This is a genomic window from Ruegeria sp. CDSC002, assembly GCF_059610905.1.
Genome location: NZ_JBXWOM010000006.1, coordinates 84293 through 108783, shown reverse-complemented (window position 1 = coordinate 108783; position 24491 = coordinate 84293). Strand labels below are relative to the sequence as shown.

Sequence of the window (24491 nt, the reverse complement as noted above, 5' to 3'; positions counted from 1 at the left end):
AAAAGGCCGCGTCGAAAAACGCGGCCTTTTTTTTTTGTTATGCGGCGGGACGTCCGCGTGGACGACGACGCTTCGAGGACGTGGGCTTCGATGTCGAATTTGCCCCCTGCGGTTTACGCCCCCGGAACCCTCCGCGATTGCGGGTTTTCTTAGGCTCGGAAAATTCTGGCATGGTGCCGCTGGCGACCGGAATTTCGATCTTCATCAGCTTCTGAATCTGGCGCAGCTGATCCACCTCGTCCGGTGAGCAGAAGGCGATAGCTTCACCTTCGCGACCAGCACGGGCTGTGCGACCAATGCGGTGGACATAGTTGTCGGGCACTTCGGGTAGGTCATAGTTGATCACATAGGCAACACCGGGAATGTCGATGCCACGCGCGGCCACGTCGGTCGCGACCAATACGTTGATCTCTCCGGCCCGGAACGCCTTGATCGCGCGGTCGCGCTGTCCCTGGCTTTTGTTACCGTGAATCGAGGCCGCATTGAAACCATCGGCCACAAGGCCTTTCATCAGTTTCTCGGCACCGTGTTTGGTACGGGAAAATACCAAGGTCAGAGCTTCCATGTCAGCGGACAGAATTTCGCGCAGCTTCCGCGGTTTGCCGGCCCTGTCGACGAAATGCACAGACTGCGTGATCTTGTCAGCCGCTTTACCTGGAGGCGAGACCTGCACCCGCTGCGGGTTCGTCAGATAGGATTGGCTGAGTTCCTCCATCTGCTTCGGCATCGTGGCCGAAAACAGCATGGTTTGACGCGGCGTGCCCAGCTTGGGTGCGATTTTGCGCAGGGCGTGGATAAAGCCCATGTCCAGCATCTGGTCGGCTTCATCCAGTACAAGATGTCGCACCGAGCCGAGGTCAACAGCACCGCGTTCCATCAGGTCGATCAAACGCCCGGGCGTGGCGACCAGAATGTCGGTGCCGCGCGACAGGAACGAAATCTGTCTGCCGATTGACTGACCACCGACCACGGTGGCCACGCGCAGCTTGGTCTTGTCGGTCAGGTTGCGCAGGCTATCCGCGATCTGGTTGACCAGCTCGCGGGTGGGGGCAAGGATCAGCGCTTTGGCGGTTTTGGGCGCGGGTTTGCCGGGCTGCGCCAGCAAGTGGTCGATCAGCGGCAGGCCGAAGGCCAGCGTCTTACCAGTGCCGGTCTGCGCCAGGCCCAGGATGTCGTGACCGTTCAGCGCCAGCGGGATGGCCTGGTTCTGAATAGGGGTTGGTTGTGAGAAATTGGCACGTTTCAGTGCATCGTTGAGGGCTGGTGCAAGACCCAGCATGTCGAAGTCGAACAAATAACTATCCTTTGTAATCCGCAAGGCGATAGCCGCGCGGACAAGACGTGTGTGGCCACGCAACGCGTGACCGGCAGGGTTTCCGCTAAACCTCGGGACGTGCAGGCGAACCCTGCGCCATCTGGCGTCGCGTCAAGAACCCTGCGTGAATGGGAACTAGGAGAAGTAGTGATGCGCTGTGGGGTCTGCTACGACCGTCAATGCTCACGCGTCAGCGCTGTCTTAAGGTGGCACATGCTAGTTTTGCTAACAATTGTCAAGGCATGAACTGCGAAGTGGGAACATGTACCTGCCGCGGCCGTCAGGGAACGGATTGTTCAAATAGAAGAACCTTGTCCGGCTGGGCTTTGAAAATCCCGAAGTGCTTCTTGGCTTTCATAACATCGGTAAATATCCGATCCTTAGGGGAGATGACTTTTTGTGTATTACCAAAAAAGGAATCCAGAAATGTGCGTGAAAATACTTGTAGCTTCTACTTTGACCGTGGTTCTAGCCGCGTCTTCAGCAATCGCATGCTCTCGGATCGTCTATGAAACGGCAGACGGATCCTACCTCACGGGGAGGACGCTTGACTGGTTCGAAGATACTTCAACAGACATTTGGGCCTTCCCGCGGGGCATGGACCGTGATGGTGGTGCCGGAGAGAATTCGGTCAAATGGACGTCCAAATACGGCTCTGTCGTGGCAACGATCTATGACGGAGCAACTGTTGACGGCATGAATGATGGCGGGCTGGTCGGCAACGCTCTCTATCTTGCCGAAGCGGATTACGGGACGGAAAATGCCGGAGACAAACCTCTCATTTCTGTCGGAGGGTGGTTGCAGTATTTTCTGGATAACTTTGCAACAGTTGAAGAAGCCGTTGCAGCTATGGAGCAAGAGCCATTCGTGATTGTAGCGCCGATGTTGCCTAGCGGACATGAGGCAGGGGGGCATATTGCGCTATCCGATGCGTCTGGTGACAGTGCAATATTCGAGTATCTCGATGGCGAGTTGGTTATCCACCACGGCCGCGAATTTACTGTCATGACGAACTCTCCTACTTTTGACGAACAACTCGCAATCACCACTTATTGGGGTGAAGTTAATGGTCTTTCATTTTTGCCCGGAACCCATCGGTCTTCCGACCGGTTTGCGCGGTTGAGTTGGAATCTGAATGCCGTTCCCTCGTTCGAAGACAAAAACGATGCGACGGCAGCGGTGTTCTCTCTCGTGCGATCAATTTCCGTACCATTTGGTGTGACGGACCCGGAGCGCCCAAACATCGCATCAACAACTTGGCGTACGGTCGCTGATCATGAACTGGGTCGTTACTACTATGAGAGCGTGTTCAGCCCAACATTGTTTTGGGTGGATATCGAAAATCTTGATCTCTCCGATGGGGCTTCTACCCTGAAACTGGAACTTGGCGAAAAGCCCATCCTTGCGGGCGAGGTTTCGGCCAGCTTTGAACCTTCCGAGCCATTTCTTTTTCTCGGCGATACGTAACGTTGTAATCACGGAGCTCAACCACTGACGCCCGTCTGCCACATGGCCCTATCAGTAAAGGTCTCTTAACTATCAGCGCACGTTACCCGTTGCGCCGTTGTTGCGCAAAGCATTGACTTTGCGGACTTTCTCGCGTATAAGTTGTGTCATGCTAGAAGAGGTGGGCGACGGCCCCGGGGCGACCCGGTGGCCGTTTTTCGTTTCTCTCGTGCGGAGATCACTCACGCATGAGGTCACAGGCACACATGACTTTGATTACCCCGGAAGAGCGGATGTCCCAGACGGCTGATTTGTTGCAGTCGCTTGAGAGATCCATTCGCGATCTGCGCCAAGCAGCGGAAGAACTGCGCAAACAGATCGGTGCCGGGGAGGATGCAGATCTTGCTGGTTCAGCCAAGCAACTCGGGCAGTTAGAGGGGCTGATCCGAAGTTGTCAGAAAGTGGAGACAAGCTTTGTCGAACAACATCACAGACAAGCCGGAATTGCCCAAGGGGGGTATGCGCTCGACCTTGAGCGCGCTCGATTTGAGATTGGGTGCAGGCTGGCTCGCCTCCGCGCCTGCTGCGGTTCGGGACAGATTTCTGAGTGAGATCGGGGAGGGGGGGCTGTGCGCCCTCCCTTTCCTGTTCGAGTTCTGGGCACTGCCGCATCAGTTGCCCCCCGAAGGCAATTGGCGGTCCTGGGTGATCATGGGGGGGCGTGGGGCTGGTAAGACGCGGGCCGGGGCCGAATGGGTGCGACAGGTAGTCGAGGGGTCTTTGCCGCTGGATCGCGGCGAGGCGCGTTGTGTAGCGTTGGTGGGTGAGACCTTCGATCAGGTGCGCGATGTGATGATCTTTGGCGATAGCGGGATATTGCAATGCTCGCCGCCGGATCGGCGACCTGTCTGGAAGGCGTCCGAACGGAAACTGGTCTGGCCCAACGGGGCCGAGGCGCAGGCGTTTTCGGCGCATGATCCCGAAGGGCTGAGGGGGCCTCAGTTCGATGCGGCTTGGGTGGATGAGTTGGCCAAGTGGAAGAAGGCTGGCGAGACCTGGGATATGCTGCAATTTGCGCTGCGGTTGGGGGAACGGCCCCGAGTCTGTGTGACCACGACGCCGCGCAATGTGAAGGTTTTGAAGGACTTGCTGGCATCGCCCTCCACCGTGCAGACCCATGCGCCGACCGAGGCGAACCGGGCCAATTTGGCGGAGTCGTTTTTGGACGAGGTGCGTGCGCGTTATGCGGGTACACGGCTGGGGCGGCAGGAGTTGGACGGGGTGCTGCTGTCGGATGCCGAGGGGGCGCTGTGGACCGGGGCGATGCTGGATGCGGCGCGAGTTGAAAATGTACCAGAGTTGGACCGTATAGTGGTGGCGCTGGACCCGGCGGTGACGGCGGGGTTGAATGCGGATGCTTGTGGGATCGTGGTGGTCGGCGCACAAGTGCAAGGGTCGCCCGAGGAGTGGCGCGCCTATGTGCTGGCCGACCGGACTGTGCAGGGCGTTGGCCCGGCGGGCTGGGCGAAGGCGGCGATTGACGCGATGGACGAGTTCGGGGCTGAACGGCTGGTGGCCGAGGTCAATCAGGGCGGGCAGTTGGTGGAAGAGGTTGTGCGGCAGGTGGACCCTCTGGTCCCGTATCGGGCGGTACGGGCGTCGCGCGGCAAGGTGGCGCGGGCCGAGCCTGTGGCGGCGCTCTACGAGCAGGGGCGCGTGGCGCATGTGGCCGGGTTAGACTCGCTGGAGGAACAGATGTGCCAGTTGACGGCGCGCGGGTACGAGGGGCAGGGCTCGCCCGACCGGGTCGACGCGCTGGTCTGGGCGCTGCATGAGCTGGTTGTGGGGCCTGCGGGGGCCTATCGGCGGCCTAGGGTGCGGAGTTTGTGAAGTCGCTCGTTGGACAAGCCACAGAAATAAAGAGGAAAATTCTAATCCATTTTGCGCGATACTGCACATAGTATGACGGTCTGTACCTGAATTAAGCTCGGGTACAAATTGATGGACAAATTTGGCAACAGCCTGAATAAGTAAGTCAACATATTTAAGCAGGAATTCCTGAATGTCGTTCACTCCAACGTGGGAGTTGCTTCGCTCGTTTGGCAGCTCGAAATTTGCGAAACTAACTATCTTCGTCCCTGTTTTTGGATATTTTGTTATTTTTAACGATGCATTTGTTGCACTGTTAGGATCATCAATGGAATGGGCATGTGCAGCATTTCAAAGCGCGGTTTGTAGCGATGGTGGTTTTGTCAATCTCGACGATGAGTTTATGCTTCGTAAGGTAGTGAATATCTACATTGCTCTTTCTGCCATCGGTCTCTCCACCGTGATTTTCCAAGGATTGTGCCCACACGAGATAAAGAAGTATTGGCATGTTGAAGACTACGTTGCTGAAAACACAAAGGTGTTTCACCATGAGTTTAACCGTCGAATCCGCGCAGCGCTGGACATAAGTTTGCCTGAAGATACTACACGTATCCAAGAAACCTTCGACTTCTACAAAAAGCATGACCGTCCAAAAGCTAGCGAGATGTATGATCGAGATATTCTTGCCTTGTGGTTCTCTTATCAAAATACTCGTTTTGAGTCCGCGCGCTGGGCATGTTTCATGCTCTTTTCTGTGGGTGCAGCGTTTCTGATTTACCCAACGGTGACAGTGTTTCTTAAGGTCTGTGCGATTATTTTGACGCAATAGACAACAAGTAATCTCACCTAAACCTGCAATTGCCACATATGTCGCGAATTCCGTCTTTGGCGCATATAGGTTCAAGTTGAAGTTGCTGCCGTGTAGATCGTGATCAAGGTTGGTCCCGTTGCTCACCCCCCGCACGCCCCATTCCCAAGCCTTAAACTTCTTTCCGTCATAACTCCTTTCAACAAGCCGGGCAGAGCGGCGGCAGAAAGGAGCACAGATGGTATTCGATTTCTTGCGTCGTGGATCGGCTGGGAGCGCACCCGAGGCGAAGGCGAGCGCGGCGGGGCCTGTGGTGGCATGGCAAACGGGTGGGCGCGTGGCGTGGAGCCCTCGGGATGCGGTGTCGTTGACGCGGACGGGGTTTGCGGGGAACCCGGTGGGGTTTCGCTCGGTCAAGTTGATTGCTGAGGCGGCGGCGGCGTTGCCTTTGGTGCTGCAGGATCAGGCGCAACGGTTTGATGTGCACCCTATTCTCAGCTTGTTGCGCCGTCCGAATGCGGCGCAGGGGCGGGCGGAGTTGATGGAGGCTCTGTTCGGACAGTTGCTGTTGTCGGGCAATGCCTATGTCGAGGCGGTGCAGGCCGAAGACGGGCTGCCGGTTGAGCTGCATGTGTTGCGCTCGGACCGGATGAGCGTGGTGCCCGGGGCGGATGGGTGGCCCAAGGCTTATGACTATGCCGTCGGGGGCAAGAAACATCGGTTTGCAGCGGAAAATATCTGTCATATCAAGTCATTCCATCCGCAAGATGATCACTACGGGTTCTCGCCAATGCAGGCGGCGGCGATGGCGATTGATGTACATAACAGCGCGTCTCGGTGGTCGAAATCGCTGCTCGACAATGCGGCACGGCCTTCGGGCGCGCTGGTGTGGAAGGGTGGCGATGGCCATGGGGTGATGGCTGAGGATCAGTTCCGCCGCTTGTCCGATGAGATTGAGCAGAACTATCGCGGGGCGCGCAATGCAGGTCGTCCGATGGTTCTGGAAGGAGGGCTCGATTGGAAGCCGATGGGTTTCTCACCCTCAGACATGGAGTTTCAAAAGACCAAGGAAGCCGCCGCCCGCGAGATCGCGCTGGCGTTTGGGGTCCCGCCGATGTTGCTGGGAATTCAAGGCGACGCGACCTATTCGAACTATCAGGAGGCCAACCGGGCGTTTTACCGCCTGACCGTTCTGCCCCTGGTGACGCGGGTGGCGGCGGCGGTGTCGGAATGGCTGGCGGGCTTTACTGGCGAAGAACTGGTGTTGAAACCCGACCTAGATCAGGTGCCGGCGCTGTCAGCGGAGCGGGATGCGCAGTGGGCGCGAGTCAACGGTGCCGAGTTCCTGACAGACGCTGAAAAACGCTTGATGCTGGGGCTGCCGGAGCGTGCAGATGGCTGAGGGGTATCCGCCGTTTGACTGTGCGCCGGGCCTGCGTCTGGCTGCGCATGAACGGGTGGCCGAGATTCAGCACGCGCATCTATGCAGGCGGCTGGATCAGATCGAAGAGATGATGGAGCGGCTGGAGAAACGGCTGTGGTTGACGGTCTATGGAGTCGTTGCGGTGATCCTGGCGCAAGCGTTTCAGTCAATTCTGGTGGTGTCGCCATGAATTCAGAGACTTATGAGGAGGTGTTCATGGACTTAGAGCACAAGTTCGCGCGGTTTAGCGATGGATTGTCGGTGACCGAGGACGCGGTGATCGAGGGCTATGCCAGCCTGTTTGGGCAGGTCGATCAAGGGAGCGATGTGGTGCAGAAAGGCGCATATCGCAGGTCGTTGGCCGGACTGAAGGCGGCAGGTCAGCGGGTCAAGATGCTGTGGCAGCACGACCCGGCGCAGCCCATCGGTGTTTGGGACGACGTGCGCGAGGATGAGCGCGGGCTTTGGGTCAAGGGACGTATGTTGGAAAGCACGCAGAAAGGTCGTGAAGCCACGGAATTGATCCGGGCCGGGGCCATTGACGGGCTGTCGATCGGCTATCGCACCAAACGAGCCATAAAAAATGAAAAGGGCCATCGGGTCCTGACCGAACTGGAGCTGTGGGAGGTGTCGCTTGTGACTTTTCCGATGTTGCCCAGTGCGCGGGTGGCGGCAAAGGGGACGACCCCGGACGCCGAGGACACCCTGCGCAGTATTGCCGAGGTGTTTGATCATGCCCGGCAGGAGCTGGCGCGAACCTAGCGCGCCTCAATCCCACCCAAATAAGGAAGTTCTGATGAGCAAGACCGAGACCCCGGCCTTGACCGGAGAGGGTGTGCCCCTGGTTCAGGAGGTCAAGCAGGCGATGACTGGCTTCGTGAACGAATTCAAGGGCCTGAAGGCTGAAATTAAGACTAAACTGCAACAGACAGAAGAGCGACTGACCATGCTGGATCGTAAATCAATCACCGCGGTGCGCCCGCATCTTGCGGCTTCAATCGAGGACGGTGCGCCGCATCAGAAGGCTTTCGACGCCTATGTGCGATGCGGTGACGATGACGGCCTGCGCGGTCTTGATATGGAAGCCAAATCGCTGTCCAGTGCGGTCAACAGCGATGGCGGCTATCTGGTCGATCCGCAAACCGCCGAGATGATCAAGTCGGTGCTGAAAACCACGGCCTCGATCCGTTCGATCGCGTCGGTGGTGAATGTCGAGGCAAACTCGTTCGACGTGTTGATCGACCACACCGACGTGGGCGCGGGCTGGGCGGATGAAAGTTCGGCGGCCACCGAGACAGCGACCCCGTCGATTGATCGCATCTCGATTGCCCTGCACGAGCTGAGCGCGCTGCCCAAGGCGTCGCAACGTTTGCTGGATGACAGCGCGTTTGATGTCGAGGGATGGCTGGCCGGTCGTATTGCTGACAAGTTTGCCCGTGCCGAAGCGGCGGCGTTCATCTCGGGCGATGGTGCGGACAAGCCCAAGGGCATTCTGAACCATGCAAAGGTCGACAATGATGTCTGGACCTGGGGCAATCTGGGCTATGTCCCGACCGGCATTGACGGTGGTGTCAATGCGGATGCGATTGTCGATGTGGTCTATGCGCTGGGCGCGCAGTACCGCGTCAATGGCACCTTTGTAATGAACTCGAAAACTGCCGGTGTGATCCGCAAGCTGAAAGACAGCGATGGGCGCTTCCTGTGGTCGGACGGTCTGGCTGCGGGTGAGCCTGCGCGCCTGATGGGGTATCCGGTGCTGATTGCCGAGGATATGCCGGATGCGGGCACCGATAGCTTCTCGATTGCCTTTGGTGACTTCCAGGCCGGCTACACCATTGCCGAGCGCCCTGATCTGCGCGTCTTGCGCGATCCGTTCAGTGCCAAGCCACACGTTCTGTTCTACGCGACCAAGCGCGTCGGCGGTGACGTGAGTGACTTTGCCGCGATCAAGCTGGTGAAATTCGGCACCGCCTAATTGGTGACGGATCCGGGGGGCATTTGCCCTTCGGGCACGGGCGCGGGCCGGGGTGAGATCCCCTGCGTTGTCTAGCTGCTCCCCTCCGTCCGAGCAACGTGGGGCGGCGCGTGCCCGTCATTTTCTTGAGTGAGGCCCCCGGAGGGGTCCGAGATTGCGGAGTGAATGGATGATGTTGATCGAAGAAACCGCCATCGCGGATGCGGCGCTGCCGGTGGATCAGTTTAAGGCGCATCTGCGGCTGGGCACGGGCTTTGCCGAAGACAGCGTACAGGATGATGTGCTGAAAGGATTTCTGCGCGCAGCCGTTGCGGCAATCGAAGCGCGCACTGGCAAGGTTCTGATCGAGCGCGATTTTTCCTGGAGCCTGACCGTATGGCGAGACCAGTCGGGAGAGGTGCTGCCGGTGGCTCCGGTCACCGAGGTCAAGAGTGTGACGCTGGCTGAGGCAGAAGGCGCAGAGACTGTCTTCGCCCCGGATAGATACCGGTTGGAAAAAGATGCGCAGCGTCCCCGTCTTAGGCCAATGGGGCCACTGATGCCGAAGATGCCAAAGGGTGGTTCTGTCAGGATCGTCTTTGCCGCTGGGATGGCAGCGGATTGGGGCGGGTTGCCCGCCGATCTGGGGCAGGCGGTGCTGTTGCTGGCCGCGCATTATTACGAATACCGCGACGAGACAGCGCTGGGTGCCGGGTGCATGCCATTTGGCGTTACCAGTCTGATCCAACGCTATCGCACAGTTCGGTTTGGCGCTGGGGTGATGCAATGAAAGCGCCGCGGTTGAACAGAAAGCTGGAGTTGGAGGCGCCGGTGCGCGTGGCCGATGGGTCAGGCGGATACACCGAAACCTGGGTGCCGCTGGGCACGGTATGGGCCGAGGTGACCGCGCGCAGCGGGTCCGAGCGGCAGGTGGCTGGTGTCCCTATTTCGCGAGTCGGCTATCGCATCGTGATCCGGGGCGCGCCCACCGGTTCGACCACGCGGCCATCGCCGGATCAGCGCTTTGCTGAGGGCGCACGTCGCTTTGTCATCCGCGCTGTCGCTGAGCGTGATCCGCGCGGCCAGTACCTGATCTGTTTCGCGGATGAGGAGGTGGCAGCATGAGCTATGGCGTTTCAGCCGCCCTCCAGGCGGCGGTGTTCAAGCAGATTTCAGAGGACGCGCAAGTTAACGATTTGTCGGGTGGCGCAATATATGACGCGCTGCCAGCCGGAGCAGTACCACAGACTTATGTGACGCTGGGACCAGAAGAGGTTCGTGATGTCTCTGACCGATCGGGCGGGGGTGCGGTTCATCGGTTCACGGTTTCGGTCGTGTCCGAAGCCGCAGGGTTCGGGGCCGCCAAGACCCTGGCAGGAGCTGTGTGTGACGCGCTGAAGGGTGCCATGCCCAGCCTTGATCGCGGGCGTGTGGTGGGCCTGTGGTTCGAGCGCGCATCAGCCCGGCGCACCGGGACCGGTGGAGCGATCCGCCAGATCGACCTGAAATTCCGCGCCCGCGTGGAAGACGACTAACCAATCAACGGAGAGAGCATATGGGTGCCCAGAACGGCAAGGACCTGTTGGTCAAAGTGGATATGAACGGCAGCGGTCTGTTCGAAACGATCGCGGGATTGCGCGCCACGCGCGTCAGCTTCAACGCGGAAAGTGTGGATGTCACCAGCTTGGAAAGTCAGGGTGGCTGGCGCGAACTTCTATCGGGTGCCGGGGTCAAATCAGCGTCGATATCCGGCTCGGGGGTGTTCAAGGACGCCGGGACTGATGAACGCGCGCGGCAATTGTTCTTTGACGGCGAAACACCGGATTTTCAGGTCATCATCCCGGATTTCGGTATTGTCGCCGGGCCGTTTCAGGTCACAGGTGTCGAATATGCGGGCTCACACAACGGCGAGGCGACCTATGAGATGAGTTTAGCCAGCGCGGGCGCGCTGAGCTTTACGGCGCTGTAAACCGATGGCCAATCCGTGGACGGGCGAGGTGGCATTGACCATCGGTGGAGAGCGGCGGGTGCTCAAGCTGACGCTGGGCGCTTTGGCGGAATTGGAACAAGAGCTAGGCGCCGGTTCGCTGGTGGAACTCGTGCAACGGTTCGAAGGCGGAGCCTATTCCAGTGGTGACGTATTGGCGCTGATTGTGGCCGGATTGCGCGGCGGTGGCGGCGACGTCAACCGCGCCGATCTGCTGAGCGCCGAAATCGAGGGTGGCCCGATGGCAGCTGCGCGTGCGGCAGCCGAGTTGTTGGCGCGGGCCTTCATGGTGCCGGATCAGGCATGAGCGGGTTCAACTGGCCCGCCCTGATGCGGGTTGCGCTTGTCGGTCTGCGTCTGACGCCAGATCAGTTCTGGCGACTGACGCCAGCCGAATTGCAACTGATGTTGGGGCAGGGCGTAGGGCTTCCGGCGATGAACCGGGCTGGCCTGGATGCGATGCTGAAGGCCTATCCGGATAAATTACAAGGAGAGCGTGATGACGGATCGTGACGGGTTTGACGACTTGCAGGAACGCGGCGATGCGCTGGGTGACTCGCTGGGCGACGCGGCATCTATGGCGGCTGCTTTTGACGGCCAGATGAAACGGATCAGCGCGGCGTTTGAGGAAACCGGCAAGGATGTCGCGATGCTGGAGCGCGGCATGTCCAGCGGGCTGCGCAAAGCGTTCGATGGCGTGGTGCTGGATGGGATGAACCTGTCAGGTGCGCTGGACGTTTTGAAGAATTCAATGATCCGCACCGCGTATTCGGCAGCGATCAAGCCCGTGACGGATCATTTTGGTGGGATGCTGGCCGGAACCGTTGGCGGTCTGGTGCAGGGGCTTTTGCCATTTGCCGACGGCGGCAGTTTTTCGCAAGGGCGGGTGATGCCCTTCGCCAATGGCGGCGTTGTCAGCGGCCCAACCACATTTCCCATGCGTGGCGGAACCGGGTTGATGGGGGAAGCCGGACCCGAAGCTATCATGCCTTTGGCGCGCGGGTCGGACGGTAAGCTTGGGGTGCGCACTTCGGGCGGTGGGCGTGCCGTCAATGTCGTGATGAACATCACCACCCCGGACGTGCAGGGGTTCCGTCGCAGTCAAAGCCAGATTGCGGCGCAGATGAGCCGCGCACTTGGGCGCGGCAATCGCAACAGGTAACTTGAGGGAGCAGGCCATGAATTTCCACGAGGTTAGATTTCCCACCAGCTTGAGCTTTGGTTCGGTTGGCGGCCCCGAGCGGCGCACAGATATCGTGACACTGGCCAACGGGTTTGAAGAACGCAACACGCCCTGGGCCCATTCGAGGCGACGCTATGATGCCGGGCTCGGGATGCGCTCGCTTGACGATATCGAAGCGCTGATTTCGTTCTTCGAGGCGCGGCAGGGGCAGATGTTCGGATTTCGGTGGAAAGATTGGTCTGACTTCAAGTCGGGCGCAGCAACGGCTGAGGTAGACAATGCCGATCAGGTTATTGCACGCGGCGACGGAAAGACGACCGAGTTCCAGTTGTTGAAAACCTACAACTCTGGCGGGTTCAAATACGTCCGTCCGATCCTCAAACCAGTTCTAGGGACCGTCAAACTTGGCCTTGAGCAGGACGAAATGCGCGAAGGCGTGGATTTCGAGGTAGATCTGGCGCGGGGCCGGGTCACGTTTACGAACGCGCCACCGCAAGACGTCGAGATTACGGCGGGGTTCGAGTTTGACGTGCCCGTTCGTTTTGACACCGACAAGATTCAGACCAGCGTGGCCAGCTTTCAGGCAGGCGACGTGCCCAACGTTCCGGTGGTCGAGGTGCGGGTCTGATGGGCGGTAATGCACAGGGGTTGCAGGAGCATCTGCAAAGCGGGATGACCACCACCTGTCGATGCTGGGCCATCACGCGCACGGATGGGCAGGTCTATGGGTTTACCGATCATGATATGGAGCTGCGCTTTGACGGGCTGGTCTTCAAGGCAAGCTCGGGGCTGACCGCAGCAGCGATCGAACAGGCAACCGGGCTTTCGATCGATAACTCTGAAGCGATGGGCGCTCTGTCCGATGCGGCAATCCGGGAAGAGGACATTGAGGCCGGGCGGTTTGACGGTGCTCAGGTTCGCGCTTGGCTCGTGAACTGGGCAGACCCCGAACAACGAACTCTACAGTTTCGTGGTTCAATCGGGGAAATGCGTCGTGGTGGCGGGGCCTTTCATGCTGAGCTGCGAGGGCTGACGGATCTGCTGAACCGGCCCTTGGGGCGGATTTACCAAAAACCTTGCACCGCAGTGCTAGGCGACGATGCGTGCCGATTCAACGTGGCAGCGGCCGGTTTTCAGGCAGAGGCTGAGATCTTCAACCTGTCGGCGGGCAGTGTGCTTCAACTGAAAGGTGCGGACGCGCCGGATATGGGATGGTTCGAACGTGGCCGTCTGGATGTAATTTCCGGCACGGCCTCGGGTCTTTGGGCGTCGGTGAAACAGGATGAGCGTATCACGGGCGGGCGCAACGTCACCTTATGGACGGGGATCAGTGGCGGACTGACAGTCGGTGATCGAGTCCGGCTAACCGCCGGGTGCGACAAACGCATGGAAACCTGTCGAAGAAAATTCAACAACCTCATAAATTTTCAAGGTTTTCCGGACTTGCCGGGCGAGGATTGGGTGATGGCTGTTCCTAAGAAAGACAAACCGAATAAAGGGGGCAGCAGACGATGACAATAGACCGGCAGGATATAGTTGCAGAAGCGCGCCGATGGCTAGGCACGCCGTATGTGCATCAGGCGTCCGTCAGGGGCGCGGGGGCGGATTGTTTGGGATTGCTACGCGGAATCTGGCGCGCGCTGTACGGAGCTGAGCCGGAGTCCGTGCCGAGCTACAGCATGGACTGGTCAGAGCCGCAGGGGGATGAACGCATGTGGGATGCGGCCCGCCGGAATTTGACATCAAAGCGACCCTCGGAACTGGCAGCAGGCGACGTATTGCTGTTCCGCATGCGCGATGGTGGCGTCGCCAAACATGTGGGTGTTGTCAGCGAAACCGGCGCGGTCCCGCGGTTCATTCACGCATATTCCGGGCACGGCGTTGTGGAAAACGCCCTGAGCGACCCTTGGCGTCGCCGGGTTGTCGCCTGTTTCGCATTCCCGCTGGAGGTCAAGTAAATGGCTACGATTGTACTTTCCGCAGCAGGCGCTGCTCTTGGCGGCTCGATCGGTGGCACTGTCGCGGGTCTTTCCACGGCAATTATTGGCCGGGCTGTCGGCGCAACGTTGGGGCGGGTCATCGACCAGCGGCTGATGAGCCAATCTGTGATGGGTGGCGGCAGCGAGGTTGTCGAAACCGGGCGTCTGGATCGTTTCCGCCTGACCGAAACCGGAGAGGGGGCTTCGGTCACTACCGTGTTCGGACGTATGCGTGTCGGTGGGCAGATCATCTGGGCGTCGGACTTTCTGGAAACCCGCAGCACCAGCACGACAACGCAATCCACGCGGGGCGGAAAAGGGTCGCGGCGGCCAAGTTCGGCCACAACAACCACGACCACGCATACCTACAGCTATTCGATCTCGCTGGCGATTGCCGTGGGCGCTGGGCAGATCTCTGACATCTCGCGTATCTGGGCCGATGGTGAAGAGCTTGAGCGCGCCGGGCTGAATGTGCGCCTGTACAAGGGCACTGACAATCAATTGCCTGACCCGTTAATCGAGGCGGTCGAGGGCACCGGACAGGTCCCTGCGTACCGGGGCACCGCATATGTGGTGATCGAGGACCTACAGCTTGCTGCATTCGGCAACCGCGTCCCGCAGTTTTCCTTTGAAGTTGTCCGACAGGAACAGCCGGGGCTGCCCGACACACTCGGTGCTGTTTCCCGGATCGTGCGCGGCGTGGCGATGATCCCGGGTACGGGCGAATATTCTCTGGCCAACAGGCAGGTGAATTATTCCAAAGGGCAGGGGCAAAGCTGGGCTGCGAACGTGCATTCGGCTTCGGGCGTTTCCGATCTGGTCACCTCGACCCACGCGCTGAATGCTGAATTGCCCGCCTGCGATGCGGTGTCGCTCGTCGTGTCCTGGTTTGGCGACGATCTGCGGTGCGGTCATTGCAAGGTGCAGCCAAAGGTCCTGCACAAAGAGTTTGATGGCGAGAACATGCCGTGGAGCGTATCAGGCGTATCCCGGGCGGCTGCCCAGATTGTTCAGATCGAAAACGATAGACCTGTCTATGGGGCGACACCGGCGGATGCGTCCGTAATCGAAGCGATCCGGCATCTGAACTCATCCGGTAAGCGGGTGATGTTCTATCCCTTCATCCTGATGGATCAGTTGCGCGGCAACGGTCTGCCCGATCCCTGGTCCGATGCCACCGATCAACCGCACCTGCCGTGGCGAGGGCGGATCACGCTGAGCGAGGCACCAGGCCGCAACGGGTCCCCGGATATGACTGCCGGCGCCGATGCGCAGGTTGCGCAGTTCTTTGGCCAGGCCCGCGCAAGCAACTTTGTCGTCGGCGATGGCACCGTCACCTATACCGGCCCGCAGGAATGGGGTTTGTTCCGTTTTATTTTGCACTATGCGGCGCTCTGCAAGGCAGCCGGTGGAGTAGCGTCGTTCTGCATCGCATCCGAGATGCGCGGCCTGACGCAGATCAGGGGCGCGACCGGGTTTCCTGCAGTGACGCAGATGCAAATCCTCGCGGCGGAAGTGCGCAATATCCTCGGGCCGGACACCAAAATCGGCTACGCGGCCGACTGGAGCGAGTATTTCGGTTACAAACCAGTCGATGCTGGCAGCGACCGGTACTTTCATCTGGATCCGCTTTGGGCCGATGACAATATCGACTTTGTCGGTATCGACAATTACATGCCGCTGTCCGATTGGCGGGACGGAGAGGATCACGTCGACGCCAAAGCGGGCGTAGATGCGATCTATGATCTGGACTACCTGCGCGGCAATGTTGAAGGTGGGGAAGGGTACGACTGGTACTACGCCTCGACCGAGGAATCCAAAGCGCAGATCCGGTCTGCGATCGAAGATCAGGCGCATGATGAGGCCTGGATCTGGCGATACAAGGATATACGCAACTGGTGGTCGCAACCGCATCACGAACGGATCGGCGGCGTGCGTCAAGCCAATCGGACCGCATGGGTGCCTAGGTCCAAGCCGATCTGGTTCACGGAATTGGGTTGTGCGGCCATCGACAAAGGCACCAATCAGCCGAACAAGTTTCTGGACCCGAAATCCTCGGAATCCAAGTTGCCACGCTATTCCAACGGTCTGCGGGATGATTTCATTCAGGTGCAATATCTCAAGGCGATTTTGGGCTATTGGTCCGAGGCAAAAAATAACCCGGTTTCCAATACTTACGGCGGCCGCATGATTGATCTGTCCAACGCTTATGTCTGGGCCTGGGATGCGCGACCGTATCCAACCTTCCCGAACCTGCAAAGCCAGTGGAGTGATGGCGAGAATTACGCACGAGGGCATTGGTTGAACGGACGGTCGGGGTCGCGCACGCTGGCGTCAGTGGTGACCGAGATTTGTCATGGGGCTGGGGTGACCGACATCGACACGTCACGCCTTTATGGTGTGGTGCGCGGCTATGCTATCGAACAGGTCTCAGACGCGCGATCAGCGTTGCAGCCGCTGATGCTGCGCTATGGTTTCGATGCAATCGAGAGGGATGGCGTATTGCGGTTTCAGATGCGCAATGGGCAACGCGCCATCGCGCTGGAACAGGAACATCTGGCGCTCAGCTCTGATATTGAGGCCGGTATCGAACATCGCCGCGAAGCCGAGGCTGAAATGACTGGCCGGGTGCGCTTGCGCTTTGTTCAATCGGATGGGGATCATGACATCGTCGCGGAAGAGTCCGTTCTGCCCGACACGCGGACGCATTCGGTGTCTGTCAACGAGATGCCCCTGTCCATGACCCGTGCCGAAGGTCGCCAGACGGCGGAACGGTGGCTAAGCGAGGCGCGGGTGTCCCGCGAAACCGTGCGCTTTGCGCTGCCGCCTTCGTTGGGGCACATCGGCGCGGGGGATGTCGTCAGCCTGGATGAAGGCGGACAGGGTGCGCGTTTCAGGATCGATCGACTGGAACAAGCTGAGATGCAATTGGCGGATGCCGTTCGGATCGAACCGGGAATATACGCGCCGTCTGATCTGCCTGATGACCTAGTCTCGACCAAGCCCTTTGTCGCCCCGGTTCCGGTTCTGCCAGTGTTCATGGATCTGCCGCTGATTACCGGCTCAGAGGTGCCGCATGCGCCTTACCTGGCTGTGTCTGCCGACCCCTGGCCCGGCGGCGCTGCAATGTATTCGGCTGTGAATGATGAGGATTATACCTTGCAAGAGGTTATCTCGGCACAGGCCGTCATCGGGTTTACTCAATCGCCTTTGCGGCGCGCCGGCGTAGGGGTTTGGGACGACGGTGCGCCGCTGCGCGTCAGGCTGGTCGATGGCTTGCTGGAATCGCGCCCGCGCGACGCTTTGTTGAATGGTGCCAATCTGGCCGCAATAGGGGACGGGACGCCCGGCAACTGGGAACTGTTCCAGTTCGCCAGCGCCGAACTTGTGGGTCAGGGGACCTACGCCCTTTCAGGGCGCCTGCGCGGGCAATTGGGGACGGACAGTGTCACGCCTGACACCTGGCCTGAAGGTTCAACTTTTGTCTTGCTGGATGAAAGAGTTTTCCAAACCGGGCTGTTGCGGTCTGAAAGGCGGGTGGCGAAACATTATCGCATTGGGCCGGGAACGCGTGCCTATGACGATCCTTCTTTCCTCCACCAGGTTCACGCCTTCAACGGCAACGGACTTCGGCCATATGCTCCGGTGCATGTCAAATTGGCAAAAATCGGAGCGGGTGATGAAATTTCGTGGATCCGTCGAACCCGGCTGGACGGCGATGGCTGGGATGGATTTGACGTGCCGCTAGGGGAAGAGACTGAATCCTATCTGGTTAAAATCAGGATCAACGGGTCAGTAATACGCGAACAGGTTACGTCAGAGCCGCGCTGGACATACCCATCAACGATGAAAGCCGCCGATGGCGTAACCGGCACTTACGAGGTTGATGTGGCACAGATCTCAGCCAGCTACGGGCCGGGTCCCGCCGCACGTCTTCTGGTTGGGTAAGGCAGTTATGCGTCCTGTTTTGCACGGCGATGTAAGTGCCGCGGCGCGGGTGTTGCTAAACGCGCCGCCTTCCGACCGGGAACGCCTGTGCACTAGAATGATCAACGAAGCTGAACTGGCCGACATCTATGTCGGCCATACAGGCCGGCTACACCCGCTGTTTGGTAATGGCTCATTGATGACAGTGGCCCGAACCCGGCCATTGGCCAACGAGCCAAGCTTTGACGATTTGCAATATTGCCAGTGTTTTGAGATGGTTCTGCGATGCCTGGTTCAATTCCGCGTTACCCGGATGCGCAGCTGACGCACTTGCTGGCCGCTGGATCAAGGTTCAGACGACCAACCGGAATCTCTTCGCCGCAATCCTCGCAATACCCGAATTCTCCATCTTTGATCCGGGTCAGGGCCACTGACAACCGGCGTGTTTCGATATCACGATTCGCTTGCTGAGCCTTGGCCATGGCCTGATTTTGCAGGGCGTCCATCCGGCTGAGCCGCCCGACTGCCTGTTGGTCCAGTTCAACAACTGCCTGTGCCTCGGTTCCAAGCGCAGAATGCGCGGCCAATTCGTCCAATCGCGCGCGGATACGGGCTTCGAAATCCTCCAACTGGGTTTCATTCATTTTCGTTGCCCTGCAGATCACGGGTTTGCGTTTGGTGATTTTACAACTAAATGGCATTCTAGGCGCAGCAAAGGATGAAAAGCCATGTTCGAAACGCGCAGCCACGTGACCCCTGTCGACCCTGTTTGGGATCGCATCACCGCCGAAGCTCAGTCGGCAGTTGAGATTGAGCCTTTGATGGGTGGGCTGGTTCACGCCTGTATCTTGCACCACCGTAGCCTGGAACGGGCGCTGTCCTACCGGATTGCGGCCAAGCTGTGCTCGAACGAAATGTCGATGATGGTGCTGCGCGAGATCGTGGACGAAGCCTACGCCGACGACCCCGCACTGCTCGAAGCTGCGCGCGCGGATTTGATGGCCGTCTACGAACGCGACCCGGCCTGCCACCGCCTGTTGCAACCAATCCTTTACTTCAAAGGGTATCAGGCGATGCAAGCCTATCGCGTGGGGCACTGGTTGTGGCGCAAGGGGCGTTATGATCTGGCGTACTTCTTTCAGATGCGCTCGTCCGAGATTTTCGGGATTGATATACACCCCGCGGCAAAGATCGGGAAAGGTATCATGATCGACCACGCGCATTCGATCGTAATTGGTGAAACGGCGATCGTTGGCGACAACGTCTCGATGTTGCATTCGGTGACCCTTGGCGGGACCGGCAAGGAAGAAGAACAGCGCCACCCCACGATTGGCGATGGCGTGCTGATCGGGGCAGGTGCCAAGGTTCTGGGCAATATCGTAGTTGGGCATTGCAGCCGTATTGCTGCAGGCTCGGTGGTGCTGCAGGAAGTGCCTGCGTGCAAAACCGTGGCCGGAATACCGGCGAAGATCGTCGGAGAGGCCGGGTGCGATCAACCCTCGATCTCGATGGATCACATGCTGGGCAAAGACCAGTAACTCAAGTCAGTTCAAGCGGTCGTTCTTTTTGATCGACCGTTTGCGCCGCTGTTCTTCACGCCGCTTTTTTCGTTCTTCTTTCCTTTTCGCGCGTTCAGCTTCACGTTTAGCCGTTTCGGCTGGATCAGAACTGAAGGCGGAATGTTCGCCCGGATAGGTATTGGGCTTAGCCGCCGCAACCGTCGGCATACCAAACACAAGGGCTGCAACCAGCAAACAGTTTACAGAAAAGGTAGAAGTCATAGGGCACCTGTGTCCGTGATTTTCATTCAGACAAGGTGGTTGAGGGTAGGAACCGGCGCAACACGCGCGGTGATCACAAGCGCTCACATGACGGTTGTGATCCGGTTGGGTCGCGCCGGTCTGGTATCGGCGCGACCCTGATTTTCCTTAGGCCAGCATGACCATCGGGTTTTCCAGGTTGTCCACAATGGCCTGCAGCAACTGGGCGCCAAGCGCACCGTCAATGACTCGATGATCGACAGACATTGTCACCGACATAACAGTAGCTACTGTCAGTTCACCGTCATCGCCGACAACCGGTTTTTTCAGCCCGGTTCCCACTGCCAAGATGCCTGCATGCGGCGGGTTCACGATGGCGTCGAAATTGTCGATACCGAACATACCAAGGTTCGAGACCGCGAATGTGCCGCCCTGATATTCATGCGGTGCCAACTTACGCTCGCGGGCACGCCCGGCAAGGTCCTTCATCTCGGTCGACAATGCGGACAGCGATTTAGTGTCGGCGTCCTGCAGAACCGGAGTAAACAATCCGCCTTCGATGGCAACCGCGACAGCCACGTCCGAGGGTTTAAGCTGTAGAACCCGGTCACCGGCCCAGACGGCGTTACATTCGGGAACCTGTTGCAGCGCGTTGGCGACGGCCTTGATGATGAAGTCGTTGACGCTCAACTTTACGCCGCGGCCTTCCAACTGCTTGTTCAGCTGGCTGCGGAACTTGAGCAGCGCGTCCAGCTTGATATCGCGGCGCAGGTAGAAATGCGGGATCGTCTGCTTGGCCTCGGACAGGCGGGCAGCGATGGTCTTGCGCATCCCGTCAAGCTTGATCTCTTCGTAGTCGCGACCTTCGTACATCCGGGCAACAGCATCCGCGGACGGACCGGCCGGAGCTGCGGCGGCTGCCGGTGCAGCAGCGGCGGGTGCGGATGCGGCAGCCGTAGCCGGGGCAGTTGCAGTTGCGCCTTCGACATCTGCTTTCACGATCCGCCCATGTGGGCCAGAACCAGCGATCTGCGCCAGATCCAGACCTTTCTGGGCCGCGATACGGCGGGCCAGCGGAGATGCGAAGATCCGACCGCCATCCGCCTTGGCCGGAGCAGCCGGAGCAGGGGCGGGCGCCTCGGGTGCCGCTGGCGCGGCAGCCTCGTTGCTCGCGGCAGCAGCAGGAGCAGCCGCCGGCGCAGCGGCAGGGGCTGCGGCAATGTCATCCGCGCTTTCGCCGTCTTCCAGCAGCACCGCGATCGCGGTGTTTACTTTGACCCCTTCGGTACCTTCGGGGATCAGGATCTTGCCGATTGTGCCTTCGTCGACGGCCTCGAATTCCATCGTGGCTTTGTCAGTTTCAATCTCCGCCAGCAGGTCGCCGGACGAGACGGTGTCGCCTTCCTTGACCAGCCATTTGGCAAGGGTGCCTTCCTCCATGGTCGGCGACAGGGCGGGCATCAGAATTTCTGTAGGCATCTGTCTGTCGCTCCTTACCGGTAGGTCACTTGTTTGACGGCGGCGATCACTTCTTCGGTTGTGATCAGGGCCAGCTTTTCCAGATTTGCGGCATAAGGCATCGGAACATCCTTGCCGGTGCAGTTGATGACCGGCGCGTCGAGGTAATCGAACGCTTCCTGCATCACCACGGATGAGATGTAGCCGCCGACCGAGCCTTGCGGCCAGCCTTCTTCGACGGTCACCAGACGGTTGGTCTTCATCACAGAGTTGATAATCGCGCCTGTGTCCATTGGCCGGATAGTGCGCAGGTCGATCACCTCGGCACTGATACCGTCCTCGGCCAGCTTGTCGGCGGCCTCAAGCGCATATTGCATGCCGATGCCAAAGCTGACGATGGTTACATCCGTGCCTTCGCGCCAGATACGCGCCTTGCCCAGCGGGACGGTCAGATCGTCCACCTGCGGCATGTCGAAAGAACGACCGTAAAGGATTTCGTTTTCTAAGAACACAACCGGGTTCGGATCGCGGATCGCCGACTTCAACAGACCTTTTGCATCGGCTGCGGAATAGGGCATCACCACTTTCAGGCCCGGTATTTGCATATACCACGCTGCGTAATCCTGGCTGTGCTGCGCACCGACGCGAGCAGCGGCACCGTTGGGGCCACGGAACACGATAGGACAACCCATCTGACCACCGGACATGTAGAGCGTCTTGGCCGCCGAGTTGATGATCTGGTCAATCGCCTGCATGGCGAAGTTGAAGGTCATGAACTCGACAATCGGTTTCAGTCCGGCCATGGCGGATCCGACGGCGATGCCGGCAAACCCGTGTTCGGTAATCGGGGTGTCGATCACGCGCTTGCTGCCGAACTCGTCCAGCATGCCCTGGCTGATTTTGTAGGCGCCCTGATACTCGGCGACTTCTTCGCCCATCAGGTAGACGTCCTCGTCACCACGCATTTCTTCGGCCATCGCATCGCGCAAAGCTTCACGCACGGTCTGCTGTTTCATCGGCGCATCTGCTGGCCAGTCCGGGGAAAGATCCACCTTAGGCGCGGCAGGTGCAGTTGCAGCAGGGGCAGCGGTCTCTGCTGCCGCAGGGGCCGCCTCGGCCACCGCCGCAGGTGCAGCTGCGGGAATGGCGGAGGCGTCTTCGCCTTCTTCAACCAGCACCGCGATAGGAGTGTTCACTTTTACCCCTTCGGTGCCTTCGGCGATCAGGATCTTGCCGACGATGCCTTCATCGACGGCTTCGAACTCCATTGTCGCCTTGTCGGTTTCGATCTCGGCCATGATGTCGCCGCTGGATACGGTGTCGCCTTCCTTGATCAGCCACTTGGCCAATGTGCCCTCTTCCATTGTGGGCGAAAGGGCGGGCATGAGAATTTCGGTTGCCATGTCTTAGTCGTCCTCTCAGGCGTAAATGTCGGTCCAGAGCTCTTCGACGGAAGGCTCGGGGCTTTCTTTCGAGAATTCGGCGGCTTGATTGACGATCTCTTTGATCTCTTTGTCGATCGCCTTCAAATCATCCTCGGTCGCGTGTTTACCGGTCAGCAGCAGCTCGCGCACATGTTCGATCGGGTCGCTTTGCTCACGAACCTTCTGAACCTCTTCGCGGGTGCGGTACTTGGCCGGGTCGGACATCGAGTGGCCGCGGTAGCGGTAGGTCTTGATCTCGAGGATATAGGGGCCTTTACCCGCACGGCAGTGCGCGACAGCCTTTTCCCCTGCGGCTTTGACCGCAAGTACATCCATGCCGTTGACGATCTCACCGGGGATGCCGAACGCTTCGCCGCGGTGGTAGATATCCTTGGTCGAGGTCGAGCGCGCCTGCGCCGTACCCATGGCGTATTGGTTGTTCTCGATCACGAACACTACCGGCAGGTCCCAAAGGGCGGCCATGTTGAATGTCTCATAAACCTGGCCCTGGTTCGCTGCACCGTCACCGAAATAGGTAAAGGTCACGCGACCGTTGCCTTTGTATTTGTCGGCAAATGCCAGACCCGCACCCAGCGGAACCTGCGCGCCAACAATGCCGTGGCCGCCATAGAAATGCTTCTCTTTCGAGAACATGTGCATCGAGCCGCCCTTGCCTTTGGACAGACCGCCAATGCGACCGGTCAGCTCGGCCATCACGCCACCCGGATCCATGCCGCAAGCCAGCATGTGACCGTGGTCGCGGTAAGAGGTAATCCGCTTGTCACCTTCTTCAGTCGCAGCCTCAAGGCCGACGACAACGGCCTCTTGGCCAATATAGAGGTGGCAGAAACCGCCAATCAGACCCATGCCATAGAGCTGACCGGCCTTTTCTTCGAATCGGCGGATCAGCAGCATTTCACGGTAATATTCGGTAAGTTCTTCCGCAGAAACGTTTGGTTTCTTTGTGGTTTTTCGCGCAGCCATGTTGGCGATCTCCCCCTCTCGGCAAGATAGTTTAGCGTTAAACTATTTCATAAAGCATTTCCTGCTTTCTGGCGAGCAGAAATGTGACGCAGCGTAGGGCGAGCCGTCCGGCTTCAAAACTCAGGCCATTTTTGCGTCAGTTCCATTTCCCGGATGTTATCTCCGATTGACTGGCGCTACGCTTTTTTGACAAGTTACGTTGGGCTATAGATGCTCGCGCCCGAACTGTGGAGTTCTTTCCGAATGATGATCCTGCGACAAGATAAGCTTATGTTTATCAAAACAAAAAAGACTGCTGGGACTTCTATTGAAATTGCACTTAGTAAGCACCTTGCACAGGGCGATTTTGCGACGCCCTTCACCAAGGAGGAGGAAGAACAGCGCGCGGGCAAGCAGTTCATTGTACGCGGCTCGTTGCGTTTGCTTAGGGAAAGGTCGGAAGGCCACGTAAGGGCGCGCAATCCCCACAACGGAATCGCAGTGGCGCGAACTTATCTCGGGGACCTTTGCGACGGATGTTTCAGCTTCTGCGTCGAACGCAACCCGTGGGATAAGGCGGTTTCTGCTTTTTATTTCTGGATGCACCAGCGCGGGTACAAGATTGTTGATGTTGGGGAATCGTTTCATCGGTTCTGCAATTTGCAGCTGCGATTCTTTTCAGACTTTCATCTGTATTCTGAGAATGGGCAATTGGCGGTCGACCGCGTTCTGCGCTACGAGAGTTTGCAATCAGATTTCAACACCCTGATGGCTGAGAGGGGGATCACAGATGTCTCGCTGGGTGATCGGCGTTGGAACTCTGGTATCCGAAAAGAATATGACATCGGTGTTTTCTACGGCGAGAATTTCGATAATGCGAACGTCGATATCGTGGCGAATGTCTTTGCCGCCGAGATATCCGAATTCGGGTATGAATTTCCGACTAAAGAAAGCGTCAGGCCAAGTTCCGCGTGAGCCATTTCATCCCGGGCCGT

At 58.8% G+C, this 24491-nt stretch carries 27 protein-coding genes; 21 read left to right on the top strand and 6 right to left on the bottom strand.

The window, feature by feature from the left end; all coding sequences use genetic code 11:
• Window positions 1–37: 37 nt before the first annotated feature.
• Window positions 38–1294: a DEAD/DEAH box helicase gene (locus AC2FJE_RS12585; protein WP_496754439.1), complete on the bottom strand. Its 1257-nt coding sequence runs from the start codon at window positions 1292–1294 to the stop codon at window positions 38–40.
• A gap of 420 nt (window positions 1295–1714) precedes the next feature.
• Between AC2FJE_RS12585 and AC2FJE_RS12580 the strand changes: the two genes are divergently transcribed.
• The 19 genes from AC2FJE_RS12580 to AC2FJE_RS12490 all read left to right on the top strand — a co-directional run bounded on the left by AC2FJE_RS12580 (window position 1715) and on the right by AC2FJE_RS12490 (window position 18216).
• Complete coding sequence (locus tag AC2FJE_RS12580; RefSeq protein ID WP_496754437.1) at window positions 1715–2782, top strand: linear amide C-N hydrolase; 1068 nt, start codon at window positions 1715–1717, stop codon at window positions 2780–2782.
• 498 nt (window positions 2783–3280) lie between these two features.
• Window positions 3281–4651 (top strand): DNA-packaging protein, encoded by a 1371-nt coding sequence (locus tag AC2FJE_RS12575; protein WP_496761062.1) that lies wholly within the window; start codon window positions 3281–3283, stop codon window positions 4649–4651.
• Window positions 4652–4823: 172 nt separating this feature from the next.
• Window positions 4824–5459, top strand: coding sequence for a hypothetical protein (locus tag AC2FJE_RS12570; RefSeq protein ID WP_496754435.1), 636 nt, complete (start codon window positions 4824–4826; stop codon window positions 5457–5459).
• Window positions 5460–5676: 217 nt separating this feature from the next.
• The gene (locus AC2FJE_RS12565; protein WP_496754433.1) at window positions 5677–6840 is read left to right on the top strand and encodes a phage portal protein; all 1164 of its coding nucleotides are present in this window, start codon (window positions 5677–5679) and stop codon (window positions 6838–6840) included.
• On the top strand, window positions 6833–7051 hold the full coding sequence (locus AC2FJE_RS12560) for a GTA head formation protein, RCAP_rcc01685 family (RefSeq protein WP_108860356.1): 219 nt from the start codon (window positions 6833–6835) through the stop codon (window positions 7049–7051). Before AC2FJE_RS12565 ends, AC2FJE_RS12560 begins: the two co-directional genes overlap by 8 nt.
• 26 nt (window positions 7052–7077) lie before the next feature.
• Entirely contained in the window at window positions 7078–7623 is a 546-nt protein-coding gene (locus tag AC2FJE_RS12555; protein ID WP_496754429.1) for an HK97 family phage prohead protease, read from the top strand.
• Between the two features lie 34 nt (window positions 7624–7657).
• Window positions 7658–8836, top strand: coding sequence for a phage major capsid protein (locus AC2FJE_RS12550; protein ID WP_496754427.1), 1179 nt, complete (start codon window positions 7658–7660; stop codon window positions 8834–8836).
• Between the two features lie 169 nt (window positions 8837–9005).
• A complete protein-coding gene (locus tag AC2FJE_RS12545) occupies window positions 9006–9605 on the top strand; it encodes a head-tail connector protein (protein ID WP_496754425.1) in 600 nt (199 codons plus the stop codon).
• Window positions 9602–9940 (top strand): phage head closure protein, encoded by a 339-nt coding sequence (locus AC2FJE_RS12540; protein WP_496705210.1) that lies wholly within the window; start codon window positions 9602–9604, stop codon window positions 9938–9940. The genes AC2FJE_RS12545 and AC2FJE_RS12540 overlap by 4 nt, the downstream gene beginning before the upstream one ends.
• Window positions 9937–10350: a DUF3168 domain-containing protein gene (locus tag AC2FJE_RS12535; RefSeq protein ID WP_496705212.1), complete on the top strand. Its 414-nt coding sequence runs from the start codon at window positions 9937–9939 to the stop codon at window positions 10348–10350. The genes AC2FJE_RS12540 and AC2FJE_RS12535 overlap by 4 nt, the downstream gene beginning before the upstream one ends.
• 20 nt (window positions 10351–10370) lie before the next feature.
• Complete coding sequence (locus AC2FJE_RS12530; RefSeq protein WP_496696792.1) at window positions 10371–10784, top strand: phage major tail protein, TP901-1 family; 414 nt, start codon at window positions 10371–10373, stop codon at window positions 10782–10784.
• Between the two features lie 4 nt (window positions 10785–10788).
• On the top strand, window positions 10789–11109 hold the full coding sequence (locus AC2FJE_RS12525) for a gene transfer agent family protein (RefSeq protein ID WP_496754422.1): 321 nt from the start codon (window positions 10789–10791) through the stop codon (window positions 11107–11109).
• Window positions 11106–11315, top strand: a complete 210-nt coding sequence (locus AC2FJE_RS12520) for a rcc01693 family protein (RefSeq protein ID WP_496754420.1) — start codon at window positions 11106–11108, stop codon at window positions 11313–11315. Before AC2FJE_RS12525 ends, AC2FJE_RS12520 begins: the two co-directional genes overlap by 4 nt.
• Complete coding sequence (locus AC2FJE_RS12515) at window positions 11302–11964, top strand: RcGTA-type gene transfer agent tail tape measure protein (RefSeq protein WP_496754418.1); 663 nt, start codon at window positions 11302–11304, stop codon at window positions 11962–11964. Before AC2FJE_RS12520 ends, AC2FJE_RS12515 begins: the two co-directional genes overlap by 14 nt.
• 16 nt (window positions 11965–11980) lie before the next feature.
• Complete coding sequence (locus AC2FJE_RS12510; RefSeq protein ID WP_496754416.1) at window positions 11981–12613, top strand: phage distal tail protein, Rcc01695 family; 633 nt, start codon at window positions 11981–11983, stop codon at window positions 12611–12613.
• On the top strand, window positions 12613–13500 hold the full coding sequence (locus AC2FJE_RS12505; RefSeq protein WP_496754414.1) for a phage/gene transfer agent baseplate hub protein: 888 nt from the start codon (window positions 12613–12615) through the stop codon (window positions 13498–13500). Before AC2FJE_RS12510 ends, AC2FJE_RS12505 begins: the two co-directional genes overlap by 1 nt.
• On the top strand, window positions 13497–13943 hold the full coding sequence (locus AC2FJE_RS12500) for an NlpC/P60 family protein (protein ID WP_282151488.1): 447 nt from the start codon (window positions 13497–13499) through the stop codon (window positions 13941–13943). Before AC2FJE_RS12505 ends, AC2FJE_RS12500 begins: the two co-directional genes overlap by 4 nt.
• On the top strand, window positions 13944–17912 hold the full coding sequence (locus AC2FJE_RS12495) for a baseplate multidomain protein megatron (RefSeq protein ID WP_496760997.1): 3969 nt from the start codon (window positions 13944–13946) through the stop codon (window positions 17910–17912).
• Window positions 17913–17919: 7 nt separating this feature from the next.
• A complete protein-coding gene (locus tag AC2FJE_RS12490) occupies window positions 17920–18216 on the top strand; it encodes a DUF7742 family protein (protein ID WP_108860361.1) in 297 nt (98 codons plus the stop codon).
• Here AC2FJE_RS12490 and AC2FJE_RS12485 read toward each other — a convergent pair.
• Window positions 18197–18535, bottom strand: a complete 339-nt coding sequence (locus AC2FJE_RS12485; protein WP_108860362.1) for a TraR/DksA family transcriptional regulator — start codon at window positions 18533–18535, stop codon at window positions 18197–18199. The two genes, AC2FJE_RS12490 and AC2FJE_RS12485, sit on opposite strands and share 20 nt — an antisense overlap.
• 84 nt (window positions 18536–18619) lie before the next feature.
• Here AC2FJE_RS12485 and cysE point away from each other — a divergent pair, with 84 nt between their 5' ends.
• A complete protein-coding gene (cysE, locus tag AC2FJE_RS12480) occupies window positions 18620–19429 on the top strand; it encodes a serine O-acetyltransferase (RefSeq protein WP_058277511.1) in 810 nt (269 codons plus the stop codon).
• 6 nt (window positions 19430–19435) lie between these two features.
• Here the strand turns inward: cysE and AC2FJE_RS12475 are convergent, their stop codons facing one another.
• From AC2FJE_RS12475 to pdhA, 4 genes are all read right to left on the bottom strand, one after another.
• Window positions 19436–19672, bottom strand: coding sequence for a hypothetical protein (locus AC2FJE_RS12475; protein WP_058277512.1), 237 nt, complete (start codon window positions 19670–19672; stop codon window positions 19436–19438).
• 147 nt (window positions 19673–19819) lie between these two features.
• Window positions 19820–21130 carry a pyruvate dehydrogenase complex dihydrolipoamide acetyltransferase gene (locus tag AC2FJE_RS12470; RefSeq protein WP_282169357.1) on the bottom strand — a complete coding sequence of 437 codons (1311 nt, stop codon included), beginning with the start codon at window positions 21128–21130 and terminating at the stop codon, window positions 19820–19822.
• A gap of 14 nt (window positions 21131–21144) precedes the next feature.
• A complete protein-coding gene (locus AC2FJE_RS12465) occupies window positions 21145–22512 on the bottom strand; it encodes a pyruvate dehydrogenase complex E1 component subunit beta (RefSeq protein ID WP_282169358.1) in 1368 nt (455 codons plus the stop codon).
• 15 nt (window positions 22513–22527) lie between these two features.
• Complete coding sequence (gene pdhA / locus AC2FJE_RS12460) at window positions 22528–23517, bottom strand: pyruvate dehydrogenase (acetyl-transferring) E1 component subunit alpha (RefSeq protein WP_058273998.1); 990 nt, start codon at window positions 23515–23517, stop codon at window positions 22528–22530.
• Between the two features lie 243 nt (window positions 23518–23760).
• Here pdhA and AC2FJE_RS12455 point away from each other — a divergent pair, with 243 nt between their 5' ends.
• Complete coding sequence (locus AC2FJE_RS12455) at window positions 23761–24471, top strand: hypothetical protein (protein WP_496760996.1); 711 nt, start codon at window positions 23761–23763, stop codon at window positions 24469–24471.
• The last annotated feature ends 20 nt before the right edge of the window (window positions 24472–24491 follow it).

Coding starts and splice junctions, on each gene's coding strand:
- AC2FJE_RS12510 (WP_496754416.1), top strand. CDS start 11,981: ATGAATTTCCACGAGGTTAGATTTCCCACCAGCTTGAGCTTTGGTTCG.
- AC2FJE_RS12530 (WP_496696792.1), top strand. CDS start 10,371: ATGGGTGCCCAGAACGGCAAGGACCTGTTGGTCAAAGTGGATATGAAC.
- cysE (WP_058277511.1), top strand. CDS start 18,620: ATGTTCGAAACGCGCAGCCACGTGACCCCTGTCGACCCTGTTTGGGAT.
- AC2FJE_RS12545 (WP_496754425.1), top strand. CDS start 9,006: ATGATGTTGATCGAAGAAACCGCCATCGCGGATGCGGCGCTGCCGGTG.
- AC2FJE_RS12495 (WP_496760997.1), top strand. CDS start 13,944: ATGGCTACGATTGTACTTTCCGCAGCAGGCGCTGCTCTTGGCGGCTCG.
- AC2FJE_RS12500 (WP_282151488.1), top strand. CDS start 13,497: ATGACAATAGACCGGCAGGATATAGTTGCAGAAGCGCGCCGATGGCTA.
- pdhA (WP_058273998.1), bottom strand. CDS start 23,517: ATGGCTGCGCGAAAAACCACAAAGAAACCAAACGTTTCTGCGGAAGAA.
- AC2FJE_RS12555 (WP_496754429.1), top strand. CDS start 7,078: ATGGACTTAGAGCACAAGTTCGCGCGGTTTAGCGATGGATTGTCGGTG.
- AC2FJE_RS12465 (WP_282169358.1), bottom strand. CDS start 22,512: ATGGCAACCGAAATTCTCATGCCCGCCCTTTCGCCCACAATGGAAGAG.
- AC2FJE_RS12525 (WP_496754422.1), top strand. CDS start 10,789: ATGGCCAATCCGTGGACGGGCGAGGTGGCATTGACCATCGGTGGAGAG.
- AC2FJE_RS12560 (WP_108860356.1), top strand. CDS start 6,833: ATGGCTGAGGGGTATCCGCCGTTTGACTGTGCGCCGGGCCTGCGTCTG.
- AC2FJE_RS12550 (WP_496754427.1), top strand. CDS start 7,658: ATGAGCAAGACCGAGACCCCGGCCTTGACCGGAGAGGGTGTGCCCCTG.
- AC2FJE_RS12490 (WP_108860361.1), top strand. CDS start 17,920: ATGCGTCCTGTTTTGCACGGCGATGTAAGTGCCGCGGCGCGGGTGTTG.
- AC2FJE_RS12570 (WP_496754435.1), top strand. CDS start 4,824: ATGTCGTTCACTCCAACGTGGGAGTTGCTTCGCTCGTTTGGCAGCTCG.
- AC2FJE_RS12540 (WP_496705210.1), top strand. CDS start 9,602: ATGAAAGCGCCGCGGTTGAACAGAAAGCTGGAGTTGGAGGCGCCGGTG.
- AC2FJE_RS12565 (WP_496754433.1), top strand. CDS start 5,677: ATGGTATTCGATTTCTTGCGTCGTGGATCGGCTGGGAGCGCACCCGAG.
- AC2FJE_RS12485 (WP_108860362.1), bottom strand. CDS start 18,535: ATGAATGAAACCCAGTTGGAGGATTTCGAAGCCCGTATCCGCGCGCGA.
- AC2FJE_RS12505 (WP_496754414.1), top strand. CDS start 12,613: ATGGGCGGTAATGCACAGGGGTTGCAGGAGCATCTGCAAAGCGGGATG.
- AC2FJE_RS12475 (WP_058277512.1), bottom strand. CDS start 19,672: ATGACTTCTACCTTTTCTGTAAACTGTTTGCTGGTTGCAGCCCTTGTG.
- AC2FJE_RS12535 (WP_496705212.1), top strand. CDS start 9,937: ATGAGCTATGGCGTTTCAGCCGCCCTCCAGGCGGCGGTGTTCAAGCAG.
- AC2FJE_RS12455 (WP_496760996.1), top strand. CDS start 23,761: ATGATGATCCTGCGACAAGATAAGCTTATGTTTATCAAAACAAAAAAG.
- AC2FJE_RS12470 (WP_282169357.1), bottom strand. CDS start 21,130: ATGCCTACAGAAATTCTGATGCCCGCCCTGTCGCCGACCATGGAGGAA.
- AC2FJE_RS12520 (WP_496754420.1), top strand. CDS start 11,106: ATGAGCGGGTTCAACTGGCCCGCCCTGATGCGGGTTGCGCTTGTCGGT.
- AC2FJE_RS12575 (WP_496761062.1), top strand. CDS start 3,281: ATGCGCTCGACCTTGAGCGCGCTCGATTTGAGATTGGGTGCAGGCTGG.
- AC2FJE_RS12515 (WP_496754418.1), top strand. CDS start 11,302: ATGACGGATCGTGACGGGTTTGACGACTTGCAGGAACGCGGCGATGCG.